The sequence below is a fragment of the Rhizobium sp. P1_E1 genome (genome assembly GCF_056406015.1).
This window is the reverse complement of the sequence record NZ_JBFUAY010000061.1, coordinates 1-25,110: the sequence shown is the minus strand read 5'-3', so window position 1 is coordinate 25,110 and position 25,110 is coordinate 1. Positions and strand designations below refer to the sequence as shown.

General features: G+C 58.3%; 20 protein-coding genes and 3 pseudogenes. 14 read left to right on the top strand and 9 right to left on the bottom strand.

The window, feature by feature from the left end; genetic code table 11:
* Positions 1 to 10 precede the first annotated feature (10 nt).
* A complete protein-coding gene (locus tag AC1D1Z_RS20250) occupies positions 11 to 1,537 on the bottom strand; it encodes a SulP family inorganic anion transporter (RefSeq protein WP_018245215.1) in 1,527 nt (508 codons plus the stop codon).
* Positions 1,538 to 1,544: 7 nt separating this feature from the next.
* On the bottom strand, positions 1,545 to 2,249 hold the full coding sequence (locus tag AC1D1Z_RS20245; RefSeq protein WP_026188655.1) for a carbonic anhydrase: 705 nt from the start codon (positions 2,247 to 2,249) through the stop codon (positions 1,545 to 1,547).
* Positions 2,250 to 2,484: 235 nt separating this feature from the next.
* Between AC1D1Z_RS20245 and AC1D1Z_RS20240 the strand changes: the two are divergent.
* A pseudogene (locus tag AC1D1Z_RS20240) lies at positions 2,485 to 2,759 on the top strand (IS5/IS1182 family transposase); the annotation flags it as partial.
* Positions 2,760 to 3,049: 290 nt separating this feature from the next.
* Here AC1D1Z_RS20240 and AC1D1Z_RS20235 read toward each other — a convergent pair.
* The 5 genes from AC1D1Z_RS20235 to AC1D1Z_RS20215 all read right to left on the bottom strand — a co-directional run bounded on the left by AC1D1Z_RS20235 (position 3,050) and on the right by AC1D1Z_RS20215 (position 10,917).
* The gene (locus AC1D1Z_RS20235; protein ID WP_018245218.1) at positions 3,050 to 4,756 is read right to left on the bottom strand and encodes a SulP family inorganic anion transporter; all 1,707 of its coding nucleotides are present in this window, start codon (positions 4,754 to 4,756) and stop codon (positions 3,050 to 3,052) included.
* A 395-nt stretch (positions 4,757 to 5,151) separates the two neighbouring features.
* Positions 5,152 to 5,985, bottom strand: coding sequence for an SDR family NAD(P)-dependent oxidoreductase (locus AC1D1Z_RS20230; RefSeq protein ID WP_477851613.1), 834 nt, complete (start codon positions 5,983 to 5,985; stop codon positions 5,152 to 5,154).
* 83 nt (positions 5,986 to 6,068) lie between these two features.
* Positions 6,069 to 6,692: a TetR/AcrR family transcriptional regulator gene (locus tag AC1D1Z_RS20225; protein WP_018245220.1), complete on the bottom strand. Its 624-nt coding sequence runs from the start codon at positions 6,690 to 6,692 to the stop codon at positions 6,069 to 6,071.
* Between the two features lie 2 nt (positions 6,693 to 6,694).
* Positions 6,695 to 9,805, bottom strand: coding sequence for an efflux RND transporter permease subunit (locus AC1D1Z_RS20220; protein WP_477851612.1), 3,111 nt, complete (start codon positions 9,803 to 9,805; stop codon positions 6,695 to 6,697).
* The gene (locus tag AC1D1Z_RS20215; protein WP_018245222.1) at positions 9,805 to 10,917 is read right to left on the bottom strand and encodes an efflux RND transporter periplasmic adaptor subunit; all 1,113 of its coding nucleotides are present in this window, start codon (positions 10,915 to 10,917) and stop codon (positions 9,805 to 9,807) included. Before AC1D1Z_RS20215 ends, AC1D1Z_RS20220 begins: the two co-directional genes overlap by 1 nt.
* 98 nt (positions 10,918 to 11,015) lie before the next feature.
* Here AC1D1Z_RS20215 and AC1D1Z_RS20210 point away from each other — a divergent pair, with 98 nt between their 5' ends.
* Positions 11,016 to 11,603 carry a TetR/AcrR family transcriptional regulator gene (locus AC1D1Z_RS20210; RefSeq protein ID WP_018245223.1) on the top strand — a complete coding sequence of 196 codons (588 nt, stop codon included), beginning with the start codon at positions 11,016 to 11,018 and terminating at the stop codon, positions 11,601 to 11,603.
* Between the two features lie 56 nt (positions 11,604 to 11,659).
* Positions 11,660 to 11,928, top strand: a pseudogene (locus AC1D1Z_RS20205) (transposase domain-containing protein); the annotation flags it as partial.
* Positions 11,929 to 12,002: 74 nt separating this feature from the next.
* Here AC1D1Z_RS20205 and AC1D1Z_RS20200 read toward each other — a convergent pair.
* On the bottom strand, positions 12,003 to 12,749 hold the full coding sequence (locus tag AC1D1Z_RS20200) for an NADPH-dependent F420 reductase (RefSeq protein WP_018245225.1): 747 nt from the start codon (positions 12,747 to 12,749) through the stop codon (positions 12,003 to 12,005).
* 94 nt (positions 12,750 to 12,843) lie between these two features.
* Between AC1D1Z_RS20200 and AC1D1Z_RS20195 the strand changes: the two genes are divergently transcribed.
* The 11 genes from AC1D1Z_RS20195 (at position 12,844) to AC1D1Z_RS20145 (ending at position 24,049) form a co-directional block, all read left to right on the top strand.
* A complete protein-coding gene (locus tag AC1D1Z_RS20195) occupies positions 12,844 to 13,218 on the top strand; it encodes a winged helix-turn-helix transcriptional regulator (protein WP_018517409.1) in 375 nt (124 codons plus the stop codon).
* Between the two features lie 145 nt (positions 13,219 to 13,363).
* Positions 13,364 to 14,134 (top strand): SDR family NAD(P)-dependent oxidoreductase, encoded by a 771-nt coding sequence (locus tag AC1D1Z_RS20190; RefSeq protein WP_018245227.1) that lies wholly within the window; start codon positions 13,364 to 13,366, stop codon positions 14,132 to 14,134.
* A gap of 281 nt (positions 14,135 to 14,415) precedes the next feature.
* Complete coding sequence (gene hisD / locus AC1D1Z_RS20185; RefSeq protein ID WP_018245228.1) at positions 14,416 to 15,744, top strand: histidinol dehydrogenase; 1,329 nt, start codon at positions 14,416 to 14,418, stop codon at positions 15,742 to 15,744.
* A 4-nt stretch (positions 15,745 to 15,748) separates the two neighbouring features.
* Entirely contained in the window at positions 15,749 to 16,762 is a 1,014-nt protein-coding gene (locus AC1D1Z_RS20180; protein WP_018245229.1) for a zinc-dependent alcohol dehydrogenase, read from the top strand.
* A gap of 36 nt (positions 16,763 to 16,798) precedes the next feature.
* The gene (hutC, locus tag AC1D1Z_RS20175) at positions 16,799 to 17,530 is read left to right on the top strand and encodes a histidine utilization repressor (RefSeq protein ID WP_018245230.1); all 732 of its coding nucleotides are present in this window, start codon (positions 16,799 to 16,801) and stop codon (positions 17,528 to 17,530) included.
* Between the two features lie 32 nt (positions 17,531 to 17,562).
* Positions 17,563 to 18,852 (top strand): hypothetical protein, encoded by a 1,290-nt coding sequence (locus tag AC1D1Z_RS20170; RefSeq protein ID WP_018245231.1) that lies wholly within the window; start codon positions 17,563 to 17,565, stop codon positions 18,850 to 18,852.
* 3 nt (positions 18,853 to 18,855) lie between these two features.
* The gene (locus AC1D1Z_RS20165) at positions 18,856 to 20,001 is read left to right on the top strand and encodes an alpha-hydroxy acid oxidase (RefSeq protein ID WP_018245232.1); all 1,146 of its coding nucleotides are present in this window, start codon (positions 18,856 to 18,858) and stop codon (positions 19,999 to 20,001) included.
* 125 nt (positions 20,002 to 20,126) lie between these two features.
* Positions 20,127 to 21,143: an ABC transporter substrate-binding protein gene (locus AC1D1Z_RS20160; protein WP_018245233.1), complete on the top strand. Its 1,017-nt coding sequence runs from the start codon at positions 20,127 to 20,129 to the stop codon at positions 21,141 to 21,143.
* 24 nt (positions 21,144 to 21,167) lie between these two features.
* Positions 21,168 to 22,028, top strand: a complete 861-nt coding sequence (locus tag AC1D1Z_RS20155; RefSeq protein WP_026188656.1) for an ABC transporter permease — start codon at positions 21,168 to 21,170, stop codon at positions 22,026 to 22,028.
* 1 nt (position 22,029) lies between these two features.
* A complete protein-coding gene (locus AC1D1Z_RS20150) occupies positions 22,030 to 22,812 on the top strand; it encodes an ABC transporter ATP-binding protein (protein WP_018245235.1) in 783 nt (260 codons plus the stop codon).
* Positions 22,813 to 22,867: 55 nt separating this feature from the next.
* Positions 22,868 to 24,049, top strand: coding sequence for an amino acid aminotransferase (locus AC1D1Z_RS20145; protein ID WP_018245236.1), 1,182 nt, complete (start codon positions 22,868 to 22,870; stop codon positions 24,047 to 24,049).
* A 121-nt stretch (positions 24,050 to 24,170) separates the two neighbouring features.
* Here AC1D1Z_RS20145 and AC1D1Z_RS20140 read toward each other — a convergent pair.
* A pseudogene (locus tag AC1D1Z_RS20140) lies at positions 24,171 to 24,380 on the bottom strand (ISL3 family transposase); the annotation flags it as partial.
* Positions 24,381 to 25,110: the final 730 nt, after the last annotated feature.

The following is a 25,110-nucleotide window of genomic DNA, read 5'->3' as shown; positions in this document are numbered from 1 at the left end:
CCGAAGACGATCAGGCGGCTTCGGCGGAGAATCGCTCAAATAGCGGCTTGAGGCGGGGATGACGCGCTGCCTGGGGCGGGTGGATCTCAACCGTTCGACCGGATTTCGTCTCGCGCCGGAGCCATTCGCTGATGGTCTCCGCGCTCGTGTGATCAATGTAATGCAGGTGACTGCCGATGATACTGACTTTACGACCTTCAGGCAGCCCTTCGAGCGTATTAAGTAGCGCTGGCACGTCCTTGCAGGTGACCGCTCCGCGCAGCCGAACATGTATTTCGCCGTTGACTTCGGAATGCCGGATCGCCTGCTTTCGGCGCAGATAGGGAAGAACTTCGAGGATCGACAGCGCAAGTCCGAGCGCCACACCAACCAGCAAGTCCTGCAGGACGACCATCGCCACTGTGACGGCCCAGATTCCGACCGGCATGAGACCATGGTGTTCGAACAGGTGGCGCACATGATGAAGGCTGATCAGCCGCCAGCCGGTGACAATCAGGACAGCGGCGAGCGCCGTCAACGGTATCATTTCCAGAAGATCCGGCAAAAGCGCCACCAGGCCCAGGATCCATAGGCCATGCAATACTGCCGAGATTCGCGTGCGTGCCCCCGCCTGAATATTGGCCGATGACCGGACAATGACACCCGTGATAGGTAATGCACCGAGCAGGCCGCACAGTCCGTTGCCGACGCCCTGGGCAAACAGCTCCTTATTGAAGCGCGTGCGTCCGCCGTCATGCATCCGATCGACTGCCGCTGCCGAAAGAAGTGTTTCGGCGCTCGCAATGACGGCAATCATCAGGGTCGCCAAGATGACGCCGGGCTGCACCAAGTTGGCAAAATTCTCAGCGGTCGGCAGCGATATACTCTCAAGGAGTGAGGTAGGCACAGATACGTGGGCAATTGGGAGGTCGAGCGCGGTGGTCAGGACCGTGGCGGCTGCAACCCCGACAAGCGCCCCAGGAACGAGTGGCAGCGATTTGGGGCGAAATTTCTCCCAGCAGACCATCGCGAGGAGAGCGATGAGACCAACCAGCAGTGCGACGGCCTCGTTGGTCACGCTGGCGCCCGATAGTCTGCCGACGCTCTCGTCGAAAGCGGTGACATTCTCGATGCCTCCCGCCGCGGGCTTTGAGCCCATCAGAACATGGACCTGCCCGAGGATGATCAAAATGCCGATGCCGGCCAACATACCATGAACCACGGCTGGCGAAATTGCTCTGAACCAAGAGCCGATCCGGAGGAAACCCGCTATGATCTGCAGGAGACCGACGACGAGCAGGACCGGCCCCAGCAGGGCAATTCCATACTGGTCGACGAAGCCGAAGACGATGACGGTAAGACCAGCGGCAGGGCCTGAGACCTGAAGAGGCGAGCCCGCCAGAAGCCCGACAACGAGGCCACCTATGATACCGGAGACAAGTCCCATGGCCACGGGTACCCCGGAGGCGACGGCGATGCCCAGGCAGAGCGGAATGGCGACAAGAAAAACGACCAGAGACGAAGCCAGGTCGCGCGAAAATGCAGAGCTGTTTTTCATGATGTCACTATTCCCCGGCAAGCGTTGCAGAAACCCGCGGCATGACATGCGGGTGATTTCGCCCTGTGAAGGCGACTGGCAGCGCCTCACCCTCCTGCACCTCGGTAAAACTTGCCAAAGCCCCGTCATAGACTTGGACCTCGCCCGTCTCGATGTCGAAGAACCAGCCATGCAGGGTGATCTCGTTGGTCGCGAGCTTTGCAGCCACGGACGGATGCGTCTTTAAGTGGTCGAGCTGAACAACGACGTTTTCCATGCCCACTGCACGCACGCGTTCGGCTTCGGAAAGGTTGTCGGGATAGGCTTGGCAAACAATCGAAAAGGCGGCGTGACTGTGCCGCAGCCAGGCTGCGACATTCGGCATCGGTTCCAGCATTTCCGGCCGGCACAGCCCTTTCATCGCCCCGCAATCGGAGTGACCGCAAACGACAATGTCGCTGACACCTAACGCGAGGATAGCGTATTCGATAGCCGACGAGACGCCACCATTGAGGGTCGAAAAGGGCGGAACAATATTGCCTGCATTGCGGCAAACGAAGAGATCGCCGGGACCGGACTGCGTTATCGTTTCCGGCATTACGCGGCTGTCAGCACAAGATATCATCAAGGCATGTGGTTGCTGGCCTTCGCGAGCCAACTTGCGGTAAAGCGCCGAGTGACCAGGAAACACGGCGCCGCGAAAATTGGAGATACCTTTCAGGAGATCACCCATATTCGGATCCTCTTTCTAGCCGGACATCGGGTTGGGAGGTTGTCGCTCATCCGGCGGGTTGCAGAAGCGATCTTTTCGCAAGCGTAGATAAAGGGAAAGGAACTCCGAAAAAAAGAGCTCCACACCATATTGCAGCGCAACATTTTTTGAACGAGATGTGATCTGGCTAATTCCAACTCACGTCGCAGGTTATTTGCAAGACGGTCTGCCATGAGCAAATCAGATTCAAAGCTGCCGCACACGCAGTTCGTCCGGCCGCGACAACCGCATGTTTGTGGAAGCAGTGCTTTGGTGCGTACCGGCTCGCCCTGTCGCGACCCGCCGGAATGATTCGGCGAGTGTAACAATGTCTTCCGCCGTTTCAGCAGCGGGAGCCGGAAGGGTATCTCGTGGCGCACGTTCGCCGCTATCTCGCACGATCCAGACTTCGAATATGTGATCGATGAGCCCATCATCATCGGCGCCCATCAGCACGCTGGTGCACCAGCGGGGCGCCGCCAAGGGGCTGAGATACTGCTGGCCGGATCGGCTTTGGTCGCCCGCTGCCTCGCTCGGCCAGGTGGTTGCCAAAGTTGGGGTCTGAGTCAGACCCATCACGGCGGATATGCGCACAGAGCCAGGTTAAACGGCGACTGCCTCGTCAAGCTCATCGAATCGCTTTCGACGAAAGATGCCATGGCCATCGGGGCTGCTGGTCACACGGTCATGCTGTCTGTGCTGGCATACCAGACTTGTATAGGTTCCATTCGTGAGAAACGCTGCATGTGGCAAATCTGCATCTTTCTATCCCATGCCGTAACTTAGCCAGCCAAGGAATTGCTTTCCTCCAGCCATGCATTCACTCCGTCCGTTGTCCGTTCGTAGAACCTGCCCGGTCCCACCAATTCCTCAATCCCGGCAAGCCGCATGGCATCTCGTACGGGGTCCCGAACGTGGGAGAATGCGACGGTGACGCCCACGCTCCGAAGGTCCTTGATAAGGACAGAAAGCCCGTCCACTGCAGTCACGTCGATAAAGTTTACCGAGCTAAAGTCGAGCAGCGCGCATCTGACCTCGGGTCGTGCGCTCAGAGCTTCTTTCAACATGCCGGCCATTCGTCCGATGGTCGCGAAGAAAAGGTCACCGCCAGCTCTCCATATCAAGAGCCTGTCAAACGTCCTTGCGTCTGGATGGCGTTCCACATCCCGATAGGCCTCGACCCCTGGGACTTGACCAAGTTCGGCGCTGAGTGGGTGGCTTACGAGATAGATAAGCGTCAGGAGAGATAGCACGACTCCAAGCGCGATGCCCTGTGGCACGCCAAGGATCAACTCACCCGCAATGACAATGAGAACGTTCGCGAAAGACCAGCGGCTGCGCAAGAACAGCTGCCGTAAGTAGCTTGGCTTCGACAGATGCAGCATTGCCGCGATGACAACGGCCGCTAGCGCCGGTTGCGGCATCGTGCGGAAAAGCGGGGTCAAGAAAATCAGCGTTAGGAAGCAGAGCGCAGCGGCGACCAGGTTAGCTGCTTGGCTTCGTGCGCCTGCTGCCATTGCCACCGATGTCTTGGAGAGGCTGCCCACTACGAGGAAACCGCCGAAAAGCCCGCTTAACATGTTCGCGGGTCCGTGTGCGATGAGTTCCTGGTTCGGGTCAATCTCGGCGCCGCTTTCCAGTGCGGCCGCCTTGGCCGCCCCAAGAGCTTCCGCGTATCCGACCATCACGATCGCAAGCGCGCCTGGCGCAAGTTGCAACCATATTGCTGGATCAAGGTTTGGCTGGGCCAGACTTGGCAAGCCTGAGGGGATGTGGCCCGCTACATGCACGCCGAAAGCCTCTCCGCCAAGCACGCCGATGGCGATCGTGGCAACGGCCATGACGACGAGAGCTGCCGGTACGAGCGGCACCAGACGGCGAAGCAATAACATGGTAGCGAGCGAAAGCAGACCGGTTGCGGCAGGCGCAACATGGACGTCCGGCAGGTGTGCCAAGATGTTGGAGAGCTTGTCGAAAAAGTTCCCCGATCCGCCTTCGATACCAAGCAGATGAGGCACTTGGCCGATGATCGTCACGTAGACGAGACCTTCTATGAACCCCCGCATAACCGGCGCAGGAATAAAGCTGGCGATCCACCCCATCCGCATGAAACCAAAGATCAGGAAGAGAAAGCCGATCAGCACCGCCAGTGTTGACGTCAGCGAATTGAAATCCGCCGTCCCCTGGGTCGCGATGGCACCAACGGTCAACGCAGAGAGCAAACCGGTCGCCGTATCGGGTCCGACAACAAGCTGGCATGAGCTACCGAGAAGTGCGTAGGCAAGGAGTGCCGGGACTATCGTGTAAAGTCCCATGATCGGCGGGACACCGACGATACCGGCGTAAGCCATTCCTTCAGGAACCATGACCGCCCAGAGCGCGACACCGGCGAATACATCATGCGACAGCCAGTCATGCTGGTAGCCGCGGACCCAATTGACGATGGGTAGCGCGGAGTGGGCGGTAGGTTTGACACTGGGCTGTACCATAGGTCCTCGCAAGGTTTGGGAGTCTATCGGTTCCTAGCCACGACTACTCGTTGATCAAGGAAGCGACACCACTCTAGCTCCGCTCCTTGGCGATCAAATGCGGATCGAATTCCGCGGTCGTATCTTACTGTAACCTACTTCAAGAACTCGGCCACGGGGGATAGTCATCCTGATCGAAGATCAGCGGCACGCGCATCGTTATATGGAACGGCGATATGCTGCGAGCCTTTCTTCCTCTTGTCGATACCCATTGATGATCGCCAGGGTATTCTGGATGCATTAATCGACTGAAGGGACCGCTGCGGCGGTAGATGCCATGTCGATGAAGCAKTGCACGCTGGGGATTGGAAACCGGCCTGTCCGGATATCGGTATGGGGCGGCAACAATGATCATTCTATGGCCCCAGAATTCTTTTCATGGTGGCTCGCTGCATCGAACGTGGCGTCAAGCGATTTGAAAAGGCAACGACGTTATTCATGAACCCGGCGATCACGGACGCTTTCCCCTGAGAGAGTGCTCGAAGGCCGCTTTCGGCGACTGGACGGGGCTTCATTGTCAAAAGGCGCAGTATGGGTGAGACCGGAGCCCCGGCAGCTGTATCGAAACCCGTTTCGGTGTGCCCTGGGCAAAGGCTGGTGACGACCACGCCTTGCCGACGGAGCTCTTCGTGCAGGGCTTCTCCAAACGCCAGTACATAAGACTTCGTCGCAGCGTAAGCAGCAAAGCTGGGAACCGGCTGAAGCGCAAGGAGACTTGCCACGAGAAGGATCTRGCCCGATCCCCGGGCGGCCATGTCACGTCCGAAAGCATAGCTCAGTTCGGTGAGCGCCGTGATGTTGAGCTGGATCATATCGGTGGTGCGCTCGATCGGTGTTTCGAGAAAATCGCCGTGCAACCCGTATCCGGCATTGTTCACCAGGATGTCGATCTGTAGCGACTTCTCATCCAGGCTGGTCTTCAAACGGGCAGCAGCGCCTGGAGCGGCAAGATCGATTGGCTCGACAACGATATCGACATCATGCTTCCGCCGAAGTTCGGCAGCGAGCTTCTCCATTGGCTCCCTGCGCCGGGCCGCGAGTACGAGATTGACTTTTTGCGCCGCGAGCAGTTCAGCAAATTCGAGGCCAAGGCCACTTGACGCACCGGTGATCAGGGCACGTTTTCCGGGAGCGCCATCAATTTTTTCCACGACGGAGATTTGCGTTCCCGTGTCAGCACTGTGTTGCATTCGTTTTCCTGTCAATTAACTGGACCTGACCCCCCATGTTTGATTCCCTCGGGGTTGATGGCGAATGGAGATATTCGAGCGCTTCACGCATCGATTGCTTTCAGAATAAAGTGGATCTGATCACGCAGACCTTCTTCGGTATCTACGCCGTCTCGGACCCCCTGCTCTATGAGAACAGGGTGGTAGAAGGGCATGAGGGCGTTCATCAGAGATCGGGCGGCCTTCGCCGCATCAACACGAAACGCGCCTGTGTCGATCCCATCATTTACAATCGCCTCGATGATCGCCACGAGATGCTTATTATGCGCACCGATGATCGCCCAGTTCTGTGCCGTTGCGGCGACAACCAGATCATGAACCGGCTTCTCGTGCAGGAAGGTGTTTTTCCGTTCCCTGTGAAGCTGATTGAAAAGTTCTACCAGCTTCTCGTAAGCCGGCCCCTCCATCTGTGCAATCGAAGCTGCAGACCGCATTGTTTGTCCGATGATGCGACCACAAATCGCCGTGTTGATCGCCGCCCTTGAAGGAAAAAAGCGATATATATTGGCGCTACTCATCCCGAGGTGGGATGCTATGTCGGCTACCGATGTCTTTTTGTACCCGATGCGCCGAAAGTGTTCTTCCGCCACATCGAGGATTCGCTCCCGCCAGAGATCGGTATGCGTTTCTGTACGGGTGCGGAGGGCTCGTCGGGTCGGGCACAACATTCCTACTCCGCAGCCAGTGCTATCGGCGGTTCGAGACGCTCAATGGCTTCCTCGTGGCTCTCTTCTTTTGCAGGCTTGATCCGGAACCACACCGCGTAAAGGGCTGGAAGGAAGAGCAGTATCATCACGGTCCCGGCTGCCGTTCCGCCAATCAGCGTATAGGCCATCGATCCCCAGAACACCGAATGCGTCAGCGGTATAAAGGCCAGTACGGCTGCGAGCGCGGTCAAGATGACAGGACGAGTCCGCTGGACGGTTGCTTCAATGACAGCGTGATAGTCGTCGAGACCTGCAGCCTGGTTCTCCTTGATCTGCTCCGTCAGGATCAGCGTGTTGCGCATGAGGATGCCGGCCAGTCCTATCAAACCGAGAATGGCGTTGAATCCAAAGGGTTGATTGAACAGAAGCAGCGCTGGGACCACGCCTGCAAGTCCAAGAGGCGCGGTCAACATGACCATCGTCATCGTCGAAAGGCTGCGTACCTGGAGGATGATGACAATCAACATGGCCGCGATCATCAACGGGAAGACTTGAACAAGTGCGACATTGGCCTTGAGCGATTCTTCGATGTTGCCGCCCATCTCAATGCGATATCCCACTGGAAGCGATGCGATAAGCGGCTGAAGGGCCTTCATCACCTGCTGGGAGACCTCCGGCGGCTGCGTCGCCTCGTTGATATCCGACCTGATCGTAATGACCGGTGTCCGATCGCGCCGTTTCAGGATCGGTTCCTCGAACCGGATTTCGGAATGCCCGATCTGATCGAGGGGAACCTGGCGACCATTCCGGCTCATCAGCGAAAAGTCGGCAAGGCGTGATGGATCGAGGCGGTTCTCGCCAGCACTGCGTGCGACGACGGGCACGTTGCGGATGTTGTCGCGCACCTGCGTGACAGGGATGCCGCTCAGCAGCAACTGCATCTGCTGGGCTGCCTCGGACGGTGAAAGACCGATCAGATTGAGCCGCTCCTGATCAGGGACAAAGCGCAACACAGGCGTTCGATTGCCCCAATCGCGATTGGCCTGACGGACATCGGGCACAGTTTTCATAATTGCCAGAGCTTGCTCGGAAATCTTATAGAGTTCCTCCTGATCCGGTCCCATGATCCGAAACTCGACCGGGAACGGCGTATAGGGACCGAATACGAGCTGCGTGACGCGTACGGATGCCTCTGGAACAAGGCCGTCAGAGATTGCGGCGCGAAGGCGATGCTTTAGCTCTTCTCGTGCATGCGCATCGGGCGTCAGCACGACAACCTTGGCGAAGGCGGGGTCGGGCAACTCGGGCGCCATGGCAAAGAAGAAGCGGGGAGCGCCCTGCCCTACATAGCTGGTGACGATTTTTGTTTCCGGCTGGGCCTGCAACCAGTCTTCGACCTTCTCCACCGCGGCCGTCGTGGTTTGAATGCTCGTACCTTCAGGCATGCGAACTTCGACGAGAACCTCAGGCCGGTCTGATGTCGGGAAAAACTGTTGTTTTACCCCTCCCATCCCGACGACCGAGACAGCCATCGTCACGCCGACCACGGCGCAGGTCATGAACTTATGGCGAACCGCAAACGCGATGAATGAGCGCAAGCGGCGATAGTTCGGCGTATCGTAGATGGCGTGGTGTCCACCTTCCACCGGTTTGATGTCAGGCAGCATCTTCACGCCGAGGTAGGGCGTAAAAGTCACCGCGACGATCCAGGAAACGATCAGGGCAAATCCCACGACCCAGAAGATGTTGCCGGCATATTCACCTGCAGTCGACTWGGCGAAACCAACGGGCATCAGTCCGATGATTGTGACGAGTGTGCCGGACAGCATCGGTGCCGCCGTGTGGCTCCAGGCATAAGCGGCCGCCTTAATGCGATCCATGCCCTCCTCCATCTTCACCACCATAACCTCAATGGCGATGATGGCGTCATCCACGAGAAGGCCCAGCGCAAGAATGAGCGCGCCGAGTGTGATGCGGTCGAAGAACCGACCGGTTTCCAGCATGATGAGGAAGACGACGGCGAGCGTCAGCGGCACGGCGAGTGCCACGACAATGCCAACGCGCCAGCCGAGTGCGACAAGGCTCACGAACAGCACGACGCCAAGCGCCATGGCGAACTTCAGCATGAATTCACCGACCGCCTCGTCGATATTGACGGCCTGATCGCTAACTTTTGTAAGGGTCATGCCCAACGGCAGTGTCTGCGCGATCGCGGCGGACCGGGCTTCAAGCGCCTTGCCGAGGTCAAGGCCATTCCAGCCCTGCTGCATTACGGCGCCCAACATCAAAACCGGTTCGCCATTGTGACGGATGACGTAAGTGGCCGGATCCTCATAGCCACGCCGTACATCCGCCAGATCGGAGAGTTTCACCGTTCGTCCACCTGCTACGATCGGCGTGTCGGCAATTGCCTGTACGCTATTATAGGCTCCGTCGAAACGGATGAAGACCTGTGGCCCGCGCGTGTCGATCGAGCCTGCGGGCGTCACCGTGTTCTGCCTCTGCAAGGCTGCGGCAACATCCTGCGCCGATATTCCAAGTGTCGCGAGCTTGGCATAGGAAAATTCGACGAATATCTCTTCGGGGCGCTCCCCGAGGATGTTGATTTTCTTGACGCCCGGAACATGCAGCAGATCCTGGCGGATGACCTCCGCCTGCCGAACGAGGTCCCGCATCGGCATCCCCTTCGCCTTCAATGCGTAAAGGCCGAAGCTCACGTCGGAATATTCATCATTGACAAAGGGACCCATGACGCCGGGCGGAAGATTTCGAGCCTCGTCGCCGAGCTTCTTGCGCGCTTGGTAGAACTCCTCTTCAACTGCGGACGCCGGAGTATTATCCTTGAGTGTGACTGTAAGGAATGCGTAGCCAGGCCGCGTCGTTGTTTCGACGCGGTCATACCAGGTGAGTTCCTGGATACGCTTCTCGAGTGGCTCTGCGACAAGATCCTGCATTTCACGCGCGGTGGCGCCCGGCCAAACTGAGGTTACCGTCAGGGTCTTGATGGTGAAGGAGGGATCCTCGGCGCGGCCCAATTTGACAAAGGCATAGACCCCGGCGGCGGCCAACAGGACAATAAAGAATAATGTAACGGCGCGTTCGCGAACCGCGATGGCGGAAAGATTGAAGCTCATTACTTTGTCACCTCTTGCTGCGCAGCCGTCCTGACGGTCGCGCCATTTTCCAGTAGATGCGCGCCCAGAGCGACAACCTGCTGACCAACCCCTATTCCGGTGACAAATGCCATTTCCTCGCCGATCCGCTTGATCTCGACAGGCTTGAAGTTCACGGTCGATGTGGCCCCGTTGACAACCCACACACCTGTCCGGCTGCCGTCGTCCAGGATGGCACCGACTGGTACGGCGACCTCCGATCGCCGGTTCGCGTCGAATATTTTGATCGTCACCGTCGAACCAAGCGGGGCAGAGGCAGCGGCGCCTTCGAGAACATACCGCGCCTCGTAGGTCCGGGTTTGCAGGTCGGCAGAATCGGAAATCTGTCGCAAAAGGGCTTTTCCACTTAGACCCTCGCCTCCATAGACACTGGCTTGCGCTTCGGATCCTGTCTCGGGCCGCAGGGTTTCCGGTAGCCAGACAACGGCTTCACGCGGCCCCGCCTGCGCCAGTTGAACCACCGTTTGTCCCGCTGACACCACCTGTCCCGGGTCTCCGAGCGTATCGACGACCGTTCCATCCGAGTCTGCAAGAAGAACGCTATAGGAGGCGGCGTTTTCCGCAACCTCGGCGTCCGCTTCAGCCGCGGCAAGCTGTGCCGAGGCCGTATCGAGGGCCGCTTTCGCTTGTTCATAACGCTGCGGGGTGGCGGCCAATCCATTTTTGACCAGCGCCGCATACCGTTTCTCGTCTGCTTGTGCTTGGATCAGGACAGCACGCGCTGCGGTAACCGTATTGCGCTTCGCCGTCAGAGCAAGCTGAAGATCGGTTTCATCGATGCGCATCAGAGCCTGGCCTTGCTTGACCTGCTGGCCCACATCGACCATCCGCTGAACGATCTTGCCCGGAACCCGAAAGCCCAGATTGCTCTGTACTCGCGAAGCAACCGTGCCGGTAAAAGATCGCTCTGCCGTTTCAGTCCTTGTCGCCTCTGCCACCCTGACCAGTGGCGAGGCAGTCCTTGGGTCCGCAGCCTCTGCCTCCGACTTAGGGGTTCCGAAAACCACGAAATAGGCACCGGCACCCGCCGCTGCCGCGAGGCCCACGAGAGTCAGGACATGTTTGCGTTTCATCTTAAGTTCTCTTCTTGACCAGCGATCCGGATGATTTAGATTGCGATCTAAATCTAATTGCGTTATAGATGTCAAATGAAATCTAATCGGAGATCAGTATGAGAGTGAGCCGGGCACAGGCCGAGGAGAACCGGGAAACGGTGATCAACGTCGCAAGCCGTCTGTTTCGAGAGCACGGCTTCGACGGTATTGGCCTCAAAGATCTGATGAAGGGGGCGGGCCTTACACAAGGTGGGTTCTATAAGCAGTTCTCGTCCAAGGACGATCTTGCAGCCCAGGCGTCCAGGCGCGCGCTGGAAAGCGCTACACGCAGATGGTCGACGGCGGCTGCGACAAGTTCCGATCCCCTCGAAGCAGTCATGGAGTTCTACCTCTCACCCGGACATCTTGGAGAAAAGGGTGACGGTTGCCCTCTAGTGGCGTTGGGATCGGACGCGGCGCGGCAGAGTGAAGAGGTCAGGCGTCCATTTGAGGATGGTATCCTCGCTCACTTTGAGGTGCTGGATGAGCTGATGGACGACGCCAAGAGCTCAAATCCCAGCGGCAAGGCGATGGCGATACTGTCTCTGATGGTGGGCGCCGTCACGCTGTCGCGCATCTTGCAGGATGAGAATTTGTCGCAAGGCATCCTCGACGCAGCCGCTGGCGAAGTCAGGCGCATTGCGCGCGGTGATGGCATCACCTAAAGACTATCGCTGGGTTCGGTGACCTGGTCCGGACGCCAAATATTGGGAAGGGTCTGGACGGTCGCATCGAGATCGACAACAACAGCGTCGACAGGACCATTCGGCCGATTGCCCTCAACCACAAGAACGCACTTTTGCCGGGCATGACGCGGGAGCGGACAACTGGGCGACCATCGCCTCGCTCATCGAGACGAGCAACTTAAATGACGTCGATCCGCTTGCGTATTTAACCAGCACCCTCACCGCCATCGCTAAAGGCCATGAGCAAAGGCGGATCGATTGCCTTCTTCCGTGGAGATACTCGACGCTCCATTGCAAAACGTAACCATCATCTTGGCGGACCCGGCGGATATGATCCTCCTACGGGTTTTCTGACACGACTTTTGACATGGTGCCACCTCAGGTTAGTGGGTTGAGGGAGCGATTCATCGCCACGACATCATCATGGGTGGGGCTCGGGCCGAGAGTTGCCATTTTGCTCGTGAGCTGTTCACGTTTCTTGGGTGCTTCACCCTTTACCGCCGCATTGAGTGCCCTGCGCATGGCGACTGCATCGTAATCGCAGCAATAGCCAGGCGTCGAGGGTTGCTGGCGCCAGGACTCTTCAAGCGTACCGCCATCAACCGGGTCGAATCCGACCTCGTTCACGATCCCCATAACAAGCTGCTTCGCTGCGTCATCATCTCCGGCGACCGCTACGGCCAGCCGACCGTCCGTCCCTTCAGGTTGACCCAGTTCCGCCAGAGAATGCGCAAGGATGTTGTTGAACGCCTTGATGACGGGACGGCCGATTTGTTTGGAGACCCACACGCTTTCGGCCTCGCCTGCATCAAGGTCGGCAATCTGCGGATCGCGCAGCCCCGGATAGTAGTTGCTGGTATCAACGACCGGCACGCTCGCGGGGACGTCTTTGAAGAGGTTTTTCGGCAGCCTTTCGATAGCGGGAAGCGGGATGGACATGATGACCAAATCCGCTCCGGAGATAGCTCCGTTCGTGTCGGTCGCCGTAGCTCCGATCTCCTCCGCAAAGGGCCGCACAGCGACCGCGCCTTTGGAGTTGGCCACCCTGACCTCATGCCCCGCAGACGCGAGTTTGCGAGCTATGGTGCCGCCGATGTTGCCAATGCCAATTATGCCGATTTTCATGCTGATGCTCCTGTTGTTCTGCACCACAAGATAGTAGATACTGCAGTATCAACAAGAACTGACTGATAAGTGGGTTACCCACCAAAAGGTAAGTATGGCAGCGGATCGTGACTGGAAGTGCGGAGACCCGCAACAGCATCTCAAATGGGCGGAAGCGACTACGGACGCCCTGCGTGTGCTGGAAGGCAAGTGGAAGATCGTGATCATCTGCCAACTGTTCGGAGCGAAAGAGGCTCTTCGCTTTTCCGAACTCGAACGGCGCTGCGCAGGCGTGAACCAGAAGATGCTCATCCAGCAACTGAAGGAACTGGAAAAGGACGGAATCGTGACCCGTACCGTGTATCCTCAGGTGCCGCCGAAGGTGGAATACGAGCTGACCGAGATGGGCAAAGCCCTGGGACCCTCGATGGCCGAACTTGTTGACTGGGCCTACATGCGCAGGGAGCGACTGGCGGAAAGAGCGACCTGACAACATTGTAGGGTTAGGATGCCGCCTACGCTTACTAGGCGGGGCATGCGTCTTTCTGGCACGAATGGGAATGCCTCTTTGTCAATGCATGTATAGACATCGTTCTTGAACGATGGTTCTATCCTGCAGAAGCAAGGGGATCATCATGGCCAATAAGATGTTCGATCTGGCAGGAAGAGTGGCAGTTGTAACCGGTGCCAGCCGCGGCCTGGGCCAATGGATTGCGCTGGCGCTTGCCGAAGCGGGTGCCGATGTCTGCGTTACGGCACGCGATCAAAATTCGCTGAGCGAAACCAAAGAGATGATTGAGGCCCTTAACAGGACCTGCATCACGAGCGCCCAGGATGTGACAGACATCTCGTCCATCGACGAGACGCTAAGCAAGTTCGAAAACATCACTGGCGCTGTCGACATCCTTGTCAACAATGCCGGCTACGAACAGACTTCTCCCTCGCTCGAGGTCGATGAACAGATCTGGGACAAGATCATCGGCACCAACCTCAAGGGCGCGTTCTTCTGGTCGCAGGCCGCAGCACGCCGGATGTCGCGCCGACCCCACGGTGGAAGCATAATCAATCTCTGCTCCCTCACGTCCTACGTCGGTATCCCGACCGCTGTGCCCTACGGCTCCTCGAAGTCGGGACTGCTGGGTATGACGCGCGCGCTTTCGGCGGAATGGGCGCCGCTAGGGATCCGCGTAAATGCGGTGGCTCCGGGCTATTTCCGAACAGCGATGACCGAAGGGTTTTATCAGGACAAGGGCTGGTCTGCGAAAATGCTCGACAAGATCCCACAGAAGCGGTTCGGTGATGGTTCCGACATCGGCGGCGCCGTCGTCTTCCTTGCAAGTGGCGCATCGGCCTACATTACTGGCCAATGCATTCCTGTCGACGGCGGCTTTCTGGCATCGATATAGAAACGGAAATTGACGCTTGACAGCACGGGAATGATCATATTGTCTATAGATGTATAGACAACTCTAGACAATAAAACGGGAACGAAGTCTTCGACTTCCTGGGAATTTGCCGGATAACCATATCCGGCATCCTCGCACGAACAGCTTGCAGGGTATTGCCCGGTTGCCACCGACTTGCGGTGCGTTTCCGCATGACCTGTAGGGACGATATATCGTCGCGCCGGCAGGGCGCGGACGACAGCGGCTGTCAGCGCCTCTGTGCGCCAATAAGGGTATGAGCAATGACCGACGTCACCTTTCATGAATATTCCAATCTTGGACCGGATGAGCAGGCCGCACTCTTGCGACGGTCCGAAACAGACATCTCGGGCTTCATCGAGAAGGTGGCACCAATCCTTGAGGCCGTGCGCACCGAGGGTGACCGCGCCGTTGCCCGCTTCGGCCGCGACCTCGACAAGGCAAATATTACAGAAGCAACGATCAAAGCAACGGAGGCGGAATTCGATGCGGCTTTCAAGCTCGTTAGCGAGGATGTGATCGAGGCCATCACCTTCGGCATTGAGAATATTCGCAATTTTCATGAAGAGCAGAAGCCTGAAGCCATGTGGCTGAAGGAGATCAAGCCAGGCGCCTTTGCCGGCGACCGCTTCACCCCGATCAAGTCCGCCGCGCTTTACGTTCCACGCGGCAAAGGTTCGTTTCCGTCGGTCACGATGATGACCTCCGTCCCGGCCGTCGTGGCAGGTGTTCCCAATCTGGCGATCGTCACTCCGCCTGCCCCGGACGGTAGCGTGGACGCCGCAACGCTGGTGGCAGCGCGTCTGGCCGGTGTGGAAACTGTCTACAAGGTAGGAGGCGCTCAGGCAGTCGCAGCTGTTGCCTACGGGACGGAAACGATCAAGCCGGCACTGAAGATCGTTGGACCGGGAAGCCCTTGGGTGGTCGCAGCCAAGCGGAGCCTGTCAGGTATCATCGACACAGGCCTGCCTGCTGGCCCTTCGGAAGCGATCATTTTCGCGGACGACACTGTCCATGGCGGCCTTGCCGCGCTCGATCTCCTGATCGAGGCCGAGCATGGTCCCGACTCTTCCGCCTATCTCGTGACCCATAGCCGCCGCGTGGCCGAGGAGGCCCTCGCCGCGCTGCCGGAGCATTGGGCACGTATGACCGAACAGCGGGTTCAGTTTTCGAGCGCTGTCCTTTCAGGCAAATGCGGTGGGATCATCCTCACCTCCTCGATCGAGGAAAGCTACGATTTCGTCAACGCCTACGCGCCGGAGCATCTCGAAATCCTCTCGCAGGATCCCTTCGCCCATCTCGGAAAGATCACCGAGGCTGCAGAAATCCTCATGGGTCCGCATACGCCTGTCAGCATCGCCAATTTCTGCCTCGGTCCAAATGCCGTGCTGCCGACGAGCCGCTGGGCGCGCACGTTCGGCCCGCTGTCGGTGACCGATTTTGTGAAGCGCAGCTCGATCGGCTACGTGACAGCGTCGGCCTATCCCGAGTTTGCGAAGCGTGCCCACAAGCTGGCGGAATATGAAGGCTTCTCATCCCACGCGCACGCAGTCTCGGCGGTCCGCGACAACTATCTGCCAAAGCGAGGCTGACAGGATGAAGGCGGTTCGGCTTTACGACGCGTTTGATCTCAGGGTCGAGGAAGTCGACAAACCTCTGTCGCCGCCCGCGGGCTACGTGACGATCGACGTTCGCGCCGCGGGCATCTGCGGCTCGGACGTTCACAACTACCGAACCGGTCAATGGATCAGCAGGCGCCCATCCACCGCTGGACACGAGTTTTGCGGGCGCGTTTCCGCGCTTGGTGAGGGTGTCGAAGGTCTCGCGATCGGTGACCTCGTCGCAGCTGACTCCCGCTTTTACTGTGGCCAATGCGAACCATGCAGATCAGGCCGCACCAATATCTGCGAACATCTCGGTTTCGTCGGCGAGGTATGCGACGGAGGATTTGCGGAGCAGGCCCAACTACCCGCTCGTCTGGTTTTCAAACACGAGCCGTCACTTGATCCTGCAGTGGCGGCCATGGCCGAACCTTTGGCTGTCGCCCTTCATGCGATACGACGGCTTAACCCACCCCAAGGCGAGGCGATTCTCCTAGTCGGCTGCGGGACGATAGGCGGTCTCTGCGGTTTGCTGCTTTCACATCTCCACGATGGAAAGTTGTTGTTTGCGGATTTGAATGGCAGCCGTGCCGAGATGGTGGCCGCAATTTGCGGAGGATCGGTGGTCGCACTGGATAAGTCGCAAGCAAGAACCGCACTCGGCGACGCGCGACTGCGTTACGCGGTGGATGCAACGGGAAGTACAAAAGCCATCGCGCAAGGCATCGAACTTCTGGACGGGGGCGGCGCCTTCGCTCTTGTGGGTATTAGTCATGGGAAACTGGATCTGGATCCCAATGTCCTCGTCGAGCGTGAGATTTCCCTGATTGGCTGCCATGCCTTTGAAGACGAACTCGCCGATGCCATCGCGATGTTGCCAAAGCTGCAGCCTGCACTTCTGCAATTTAGCGAGATCCTGAACTCACTCGACGGAATTCCTGATGCATACCACCGACTGATCGATGGTCGTTCAACCAAAATAAAGACGATCATTCGAATAGCCGATTGATCGAGCACACGCCTCGGCGTGAGACGGAGATAGAAATTGCCCGGCCTTTCAAACACCGCGCTGCCGCTCTACGAAAAGGTCAAGGACTTCGTGCTCGACAATATCGGGAACGGCAACTGGCCACAGAACGAGAAGCTTCCGTCCGAGCACGAGTTGACGTCTTCGCTCGGCGTTTCTCGCATGACGGTCCATCGCGCGCTTCGTGAACTGACCGCCGAAGGCTATCTGCGCAGGGTCCAGGGGGTCGGGACGTTCGTCTCGCCTCCCAAAGCACAGTCGACACTCATCGAGATCAGCAACATCATCAGCGAGATCAAGGCGCGTGGAAGCCAACACCGCGCGGAGGTGATCCTGCTCGAGCGGATCGAGCGGCCGGATCAAATGCTATTGGACGCGTTCGAGTTCAGAAAGCTTTGCCCCGTCGATCACTCGATGGTCGTTCACTACGAGAATGGCGTCCCTGTTCAGCTGGAGGAGCGCTATGTCAATACAGAGCTGGTAAAGAACTATCTCGATCAGGATTTTACGTCCATCGGCACCTACGATTACCTTCAGCACAGCACACCCCTAACCGAAGTCGAGCATCTCATCAGCGCCATCCCGGCGACGGAGAGACATGCACGCCTCCTGCACATTCGTGAGCGCGATAGCTGCCTGGTCCTCAACCGAAAAACGTGGACGGGGCAGGCGATCGCAACGGTCAATACCTTCACCTATGTCGGCAGCCGCTATTCGCTTGGCAGCAGATACTTACCGCCCAAAAAATGAAAACCTTCGCGTCATTGCAGGAGTGAGAGAGCATGGGGCAGCCCAACAGTCGGACGGCAGCCATACGGGAAAATGCCAAGAGGGGCGACGGCAGTGCCGAAGCTCTTCTTGCCGACCTGTTGCGAGATCTGTTTGGGGTCGACGCACGCGATCTGGCGATCAACCACGATCAATACAGCCTCAATTCACTGAATGGCTTCTTCGAGGCCGACGGAAAGCCCTACTTCTTCAAATTCCATCAGGAGGAAAACGAGGAGGAGATGAGCGGTGAGTACTATCGCGCCGACATTCTTGCCAAGGCCGGCCTGCCGGTAGATCAGCCGCTTATGATGTCGACCCTTCCAGGCGAGCAGATCCTCGTCTACAGGCGCAGGACCGATCCGCGCTTTTCCGATGCTCTGCGTACCCTCGACGGGCTTCATGATGAGCAAATGGCACGCCAGGCCGTGGATGCGGAGCGCCGGCTCAATGAGACCGTCCTATCGGTCTATCTGAGGACGTTGCATCCTGTCACTCCAGATGCGGTCATGAAGGAGCCGGTTCATCGCCTGTTCCGCGATCGACTGGTGACAGCCCCGAAAGGGACCTACCCTGGAGGGCGGCTGGAGAGTTTTTATGTCGGCAAGACATTTGACTTTCCAGGCGTCACGCTTTCCTGGGATTCGCTCTCGAAAGCCCGCTTTGTCATCAATGGCATCGAGTATAGCGAAACTCTCGGCCAACTTTTCGACGCCGCGCATGAAAGACTGAACCCTGTCCGTCTGGCCGATAGTGGCGGGGTGACGGCACACGGCGACGCTCATAACGCCAATGTCTGGTTCGAACGGCGCGAAGGGCGCGCGAGCCTGTCCTTCTTTGACCCAGCCTTTGCCGGCGAGCACATCCCGACGCTTCTGGCGGAGGTGAAGACGACCTTCCACAATATCCTCGCCCATCCCTACTGGCTCTACGATCCGGCTCTTGCCGAACAGAAATTCAAGGCCACAGCCAACTACGAGAACGGCCGTCTCTTTGCGGATTTCGATTGGAAGCTGACCCCGGTTCGCAAGGCGCTTTTGGAAACGAAGGCCGAAGCAATGTGGAAGCCATTGCTTGCCGCCCTCAAACAGCGCGACATGCTTCCTCAAGACTGGCGAAAAGTTGTCCGGCTCGGGCTTTTCCTATGCCCGACGCTTGTCATGAACCTGCGCGCAGGTGCGACAAGCCACAATCCGACATCCTCCCTGATCGGGCTTTCTGTGGCCATGATGGTCGGCTCGGAGCCTGATGAGGGCGAGGACCTGATGACCCGCTTCCTCGCAACGATAGATCCGGAGGGGTAGATCGTGACGATCGTCAATATCGATGACCTCCGGCTGGCCGCTCGCAAGCGATTGCCGAAGCTCTTCTTTGACTACATCGACGGCGGCTCCTTTGCGGAGGAAACCTATCGTCGAAACAGGGACGATTTCTCGCTTTTGCAACTGCGTCAGAACGTCCTCGGCAACTATGCCGAGCCTGATCTGGCGACCGAATACCTCGGGCGACGCCATCCTCTTCCATTCATGCTGGGGCCGGTCGGCTTTCTTGGCCTTTACGCGAGAAACGGAGAACAAAAGGCAGCCTGTGCCGCTCACGCTGCCGGCATCCCCTTCTGCCTTTCGACCTTCTCGATCGCGTCGCTGGCAGACCTCCGGCAGGCGACAGACGGTGTGCTACATTTTCAGCTTTACGTGCTCGACGACCGCGCGCTTTGCGAGGAGTTTCTAAGCGCTGCGGAAGAGGCCGGTGTCGAGGCGCTGTACGTGACCGTCGATACGGCCATCACCGCCATCCGCGAACGTGATGTGCGAAACGGCTTCCGATCTCTTACGCGTGTCACACCTCGACTGTTCGCCAGTCTATGCCGGAAGCCTGGCTGGTTGTTCGATATCGGTCGCGGCGGCATGCCCTCCGTTCGGGCGGTCGAGCATCGCACCGACTTCGGGAGGGGAGCGCTCGAACAGGCCGCCAATCTTTCCAGGCGCATCGACAAAAGGCTCGCATGGAAGGACATCGAGGCATTGCGCGACCGGTGGAAAGGCAAACTGATTATTAAGGGCATCCTTTCACCTGAGGATGCCAAAAAGGCACAGGCGATCGGCGTCGACGGCATTGTGATCTCGAACCATGGCGGTCGCCAACTCGATGGCGCCATGAGCACGATTGCAGCGCTTCCCGACATCCGGGCCGCAGTCGGACCGGATTTCACGCTGATGCTCGACGGGGGCGTGCGAAGGGGAAGCGATATTGTCAAGGCACTTGGAATGGGCGCCGATGGTGTCATGTTGGGTCGGGCCTATACCTACGGTCTCGCAGCTAAAGGCCAGGCCGGCGTCGACCGTGCGATCGAGACATTACGCCGGGAGATCTCGATTACCTTGGCTTTGATGGGCGTGAGCTCCATCGCCGACTTAAAGGAACGTGGCTCGCACCTCATACTCAAACAGTAACCGCTAACGCCGGCGAAAGGAGACAAGTACGCAATGTCCGCCACCAAGAGCTTGATGGTCGGGCGTCAAACCTAAGAAGATGCAAGCTTTGTGATCCRTTAAAATCATCAAAAGAGGGGTTCCCAATGAACTACAAATCCATCAGCAAGCAGTTTTCCCGCGCAGCGATCGCGCTCGGGATCGTCGGCATTCTTGCCAGTGCGCAGGCTAACGCCCAGGATCAAATCCCGTCCAAACCGGAGCCGGGTACCTTCAAGATCGGCATCGAGCCCTGGCTCGGTTACGGTCAATGGCACGTCGCCGCCAGCAAGGACTTGTTCAAGAAAGCAGGCCTTGAGGATGTCGAACTTGTCAACTTCAGCGAAGACAAGGACATCAACGCGGCACTTGCCAGCGGTCAGCTCGACGCTGCCAATATCGCCACGCATACGGCCATGGCCATGGTTGCCGCCGGCCTGCCGGTGAAGATCGTCTCGCTTCTTGATTTCAGCCTGAAGGCGGACGCGATCCTGGCCGGAAGCGACATCAAGAGCGTCGCTGACCTCAAGGGTAAGAACATCGCCTTCGAGGAAGGCACGACAAGCGACATCCTGCTGAACTACGCGCTTGCCAGCAACGGTATGACGATCGACGATATCGTCCGCGTGCCGATGCCGGCAGCTGATGCTGGAACGGCACTGATTGCAGGCCGTGTTCCCGTCGCGGTCACCTACGAGCCCTACATTTCAACGGCGCTGGCCCAGGACAAGAATATCAAGCTGCTTTTTGAAGCCGGCAAGGATCCGGGCCTAGTCTCCGACGTTCTCGTCGTTCGCGAGGAGGTGCTGAAGCAGAAGCCTGGGCAGGTTCTGGCCATGATCAAGGCCTGGGACATGGCTCTGGCCGACTACAAGGCCAATACCGAGGAGGACCGCACCATCATCTCGAAGGCCGTAGGCGCCTCCCCGGATGATCTGAAAACGGCTTTCGACGGTGTCCAATACTACAGCTCTGCCGAAGCAGCCAAGGCCTTTGCCGGTGACTTCAAGACCAAGACCTTCGCCGACGTTCTGAAGGCGGCCAAAACAGCCGGCCTCGTGACCCAGGACGTTTCCGCCGACAGCATGATCGACACATCGTTTGTCGATGCAGCGAACAAGTGACCTCTGGCCACCAACGGGACCGTAATGTCTAGCTCAGAATTGTCGTCCACAACGAAAGAAAGGTCCCGCGCGCCATCGCGCGCGGGCGTCGGTAGACCACCTGGTGCCTTTCGGATCGGGGATCCGATCAGCGGCCGGTCGTTTTTTCTGATTGCCGTTGCCGTCTTTGCGCTGCTGTTTGCCGTGTGGTGGGTTGCTACCATCACCGGCTGGGTGAAACCGATTTTTCTGCCCTCGCCCGGAGCGGTGTGGGCCAAGATGATGGAACTGGCGGTCGATGGCACGCTGTGGACGGATGCCGGGATCAGCATCTATCGCATGCTCGTCGGATTTCTTATTGCATCGGCCCTGGCGATCCCGATCGGGATCATGATCGGCTGTTTCAAGACGTGGGAAGCGGCTATTGAGCCCTTTGTCGACTTCGTTCGTTACATGCCGGTTGTCGCCTTCGTTCCGCTGACCATACTGTGGGCAGGAACAAGCGATATCCAGAAGTTCGTCATCATCTTTATCGGAACCTTCTTCCAGCAGGTACTGATGGTCATGGACAGCGTCAAGCGTGTGCCGACCGACTTCGTCGGACTGGGCCGTACGCTCGGAATGTCAGAAACCAGGATCCTGCGCCGCATCGTCCTGCCGTCTGCCCTCCCCGGCATCTGGGACACGCTGCGCATCAGCCTCGGCTGGGCCTGGACCTGGCTTGTGCTGGCAGAACTTGTGGCGGCGACGTCCGGCCTCGGCTATCGGATCGTCGTCTCTCAGCGATATTTCCAGACGCAGACGATCATTGGTTACATCCTGCTCCTTGGCTTGCTCGGTCTGATCACAGACCAAAGCATGAAGGCCCTGGAGCGCATCTTCTTCCGTTACGCTGCAAGGCATTGAGATGAGCGAACCCAAACTAAAGATCGAGGGTCTGAACAAATGGTATGGTGGCAGGAAGAGCCCCGTCCACGCCCTCAGCGGTATCGACCTGGAACTCGCTGACAACGAATTCGTCTCCTTGGTCGGTGCTTCCGGCTGCGGCAAGAGTACGCTGCTGTCGATCGTCGCCGGACTTCAGGGCTTCGACAATGGCCTTCTTCTGACGGATGGAGCGCCGATCGTCGGTCCCGGGCTCGATCGCGGCGTTGTCTTCCAATCCTACACGCTGTTGCCGTGGCTGACCGCGCAGCAGAATGTTGAATTCGCCCTGCAGGCGGCCGGGTTGCCGACTGCCGAGTGCCGGGATGTCGCCCGCCACCACATTGAACTGGTGAAGCTCACCAAGTTCGCCGATGCATTTCCGTCGCAACTGTCGGGTGGCATGAAGCAGCGCGTCGCCATTGCACGTGCCCTGTCCTATCGACCGAAAATGCTATTGATGGATGAGCCGTTCGGCGCGCTCGACGCTCTGACCCGACACCAGATGCAGGAACTGCTGACCCAAATCTGGGAAGAGCATCGGCTGACCGTCCTGTTCGTCACGCACGATGTCGAAGAAGCCGTCTATCTGTCCGACCGAATTGTGGCGATGAGCATCAATCCGGGACGCATCAACGCGACTTTCCACGTCGGGCTTTCCCGTCCACGAAACCAGGACATGATTGCAACGTCGGAATTCGTTGCTCTTCAAAAGCAGGTTCTTGCCGCAATACGCTCCGGGTCGCAAAGCGAGTTCGAGCATTGATTCAGCCGACGCGGGGCAGCGTCTCCGCATTCGACCTTAATTCAAAGGAAAAGCCGTGTTCGAAACCCTCACTGCCGCGCCGCCAGACAAGATCCTCAGCCTCTCGGCTCTGTACAGAAATGACGCACGGCCGACGAAAATGGATCTCGGCGTCGGCGTCTACAAGGATTCGCAGGGTGCGACCGTCATCATGCGGGCCGTGCGTGACGCTGAGAAGCGCCTCTATGAAAGCCAGACGAGCAAGACCTATGTCGGCATGGCAGGCGATGAGGGTTTCAACAAGGCCATGCTGAAGCTGGTCTTTGGCGAGAAGGCCGATCTCTCGCGCATGTTCGCCTGCCAGACAGCGGGCGGCTCGGGCGCACTCCGCACGATCGCCGACCTATTGGTAAAGGCCCGGCCGGACGCCACCGTCTGGCTCTCCGACCCGACCTGGGTGAATCATGTACCGATCCTGAAGGCTGCAGGCCTCAATATCGCGACCTATCCCTATTTCGATCCCGCCAGCGGCACGGTGAAGGCCGAGGCCATGCTCAAGGGATTGAAGCAGGCAAAGGCCGGCGACATCATTCTGGTGCATGGCTGCTGCCACAACCCGACCGGCGCCAATCTGACGATCGAGCAATGGGGTCTGGTGGCGGATCTTCTCGTCGAACGCGACCTTTTTCCCTTTATCGATCTTGCCTATCAAGGCTTTGGCGACGGTTTGGAGGCAGATGCCGCCGCCGTTCGCCTGCTCGCAAGCAAGGTGCCGGAAATGGCTGTCGCCACCTCCTGCTCGAAGAACTTTTCGGTCTACCGCGACCGCGTCGGCGCCGTCATCCTGATGGGCAGGGACGCAGAAAGTGTAAAGATCGCTGGCAGTCAGGCGCTCGCCACCACTCGCGTGCTGTATTCCATGCCGCCGGACCATGCCGCCGCCGCCGTCCGCCTTATCCTCGAGGACGATACACTGCGCGCTGACTGGAAGTCCGAACTAGAAGCTATGCGGCTTCGTATGCTCAACCTGCGAAAGGGCTTTGCCGAAGCGCTCCGTCGCCAGTCCAACACCTCGCGCTTCGACTTTATTGCCGACCATCGGGGTATGTTCTCGCGGCTCGGCCTGACCGAAGCGCAGGTCGACCGCCTGCGAGATGAATTCGGCATCTATATGGTTGGTGATTCCCGCTTCAATGTCGCGGGCCTCAGGGAAGACCGGCTCGACGACCTCGCCAAGGCTGTTGTTTCGGTGCTCTGAGCCCAAGGACCTGCCAGTTCAGTGGGCGAAGCTGTGGGCGTCTTCTGCTAACTTGAACGGGTCAATCTGCAAATGAAGCGTCAACGCCATTCGCTATCGCAGAACGCGTTCTGAAACGGTGCGACACGGCCGTGATGCCTGGATGAACGGCAAGCCACGCTTCCGCCGTTRCCATCTCGCGGTCGGGCAACAACCCCACGATGCTCCGCCTCTATAAATCACAGACTATGCTGCCGTAGCGGCAGCTGCGACGCCAGGCCCAGTCACAGATGCCAATGACATTCAGCGTTTCCGTTGGAGCGCGCGCGCGCCGACGGACGACGCGGAGCAACCCTTGAAGTGCAGTTTGGAGCACCGCTGCACCTTGCAACAACAAGGGCGTTTCACTGAGCGAAAAGGACGAACRTCACCCCAAAGGTATTTCGACAATTAGTGCAGATCTGGGTGACCTGGCTGGAGGCTAGGGCGCAAGCGATTTCCAGTGTTCTGAGGCTTGCAATCCCGCCAATTTTCGGGATGCGCTCGCTTCTTGCCGGGTTCCGGATTTCGTCGGGGGCACCTGGAATAACGATCACTTTCTCAACCGAGATCGGCCAGCTCGTGCCCTTCGATATCGTCATCCCGAAAACATCTGGGGATGATGGGATTCCCTCATTTCCCTCAACATTCTTTCAAGAATGCAAGTGAGCTCCTTGCCAGAATGATGGATTGCTGCGGAATTTCGCGTAGAGATTCGTGAAGCGGTCAATTTCGCTCCACCGGAAAAACGGAACTCATGAGGAGATAGCGAATGCCATCCACGCGCTTTGCGCTCACTTGAAGGATTCGGCCAGCGCGGTGAAACAAAAGGCTCAACTGAAGCGCTGAGCCACACGAGTCCGGCTCTTATGGGCGGTTGGCGGCCGCGCCGGCGCTTTGAAGCTGTGTGTCAGTGCGGTGAGTAACGAGATCGATCGCGAGATAGAATAGGCTTCAGAGCAAATGCCTGGAGTTCCGGCGTGAGGAGGGTGCAGCCGGGCACCGCTTTGTGGAGGAAGTAAAATGAAAAAGTTTATCCTGGG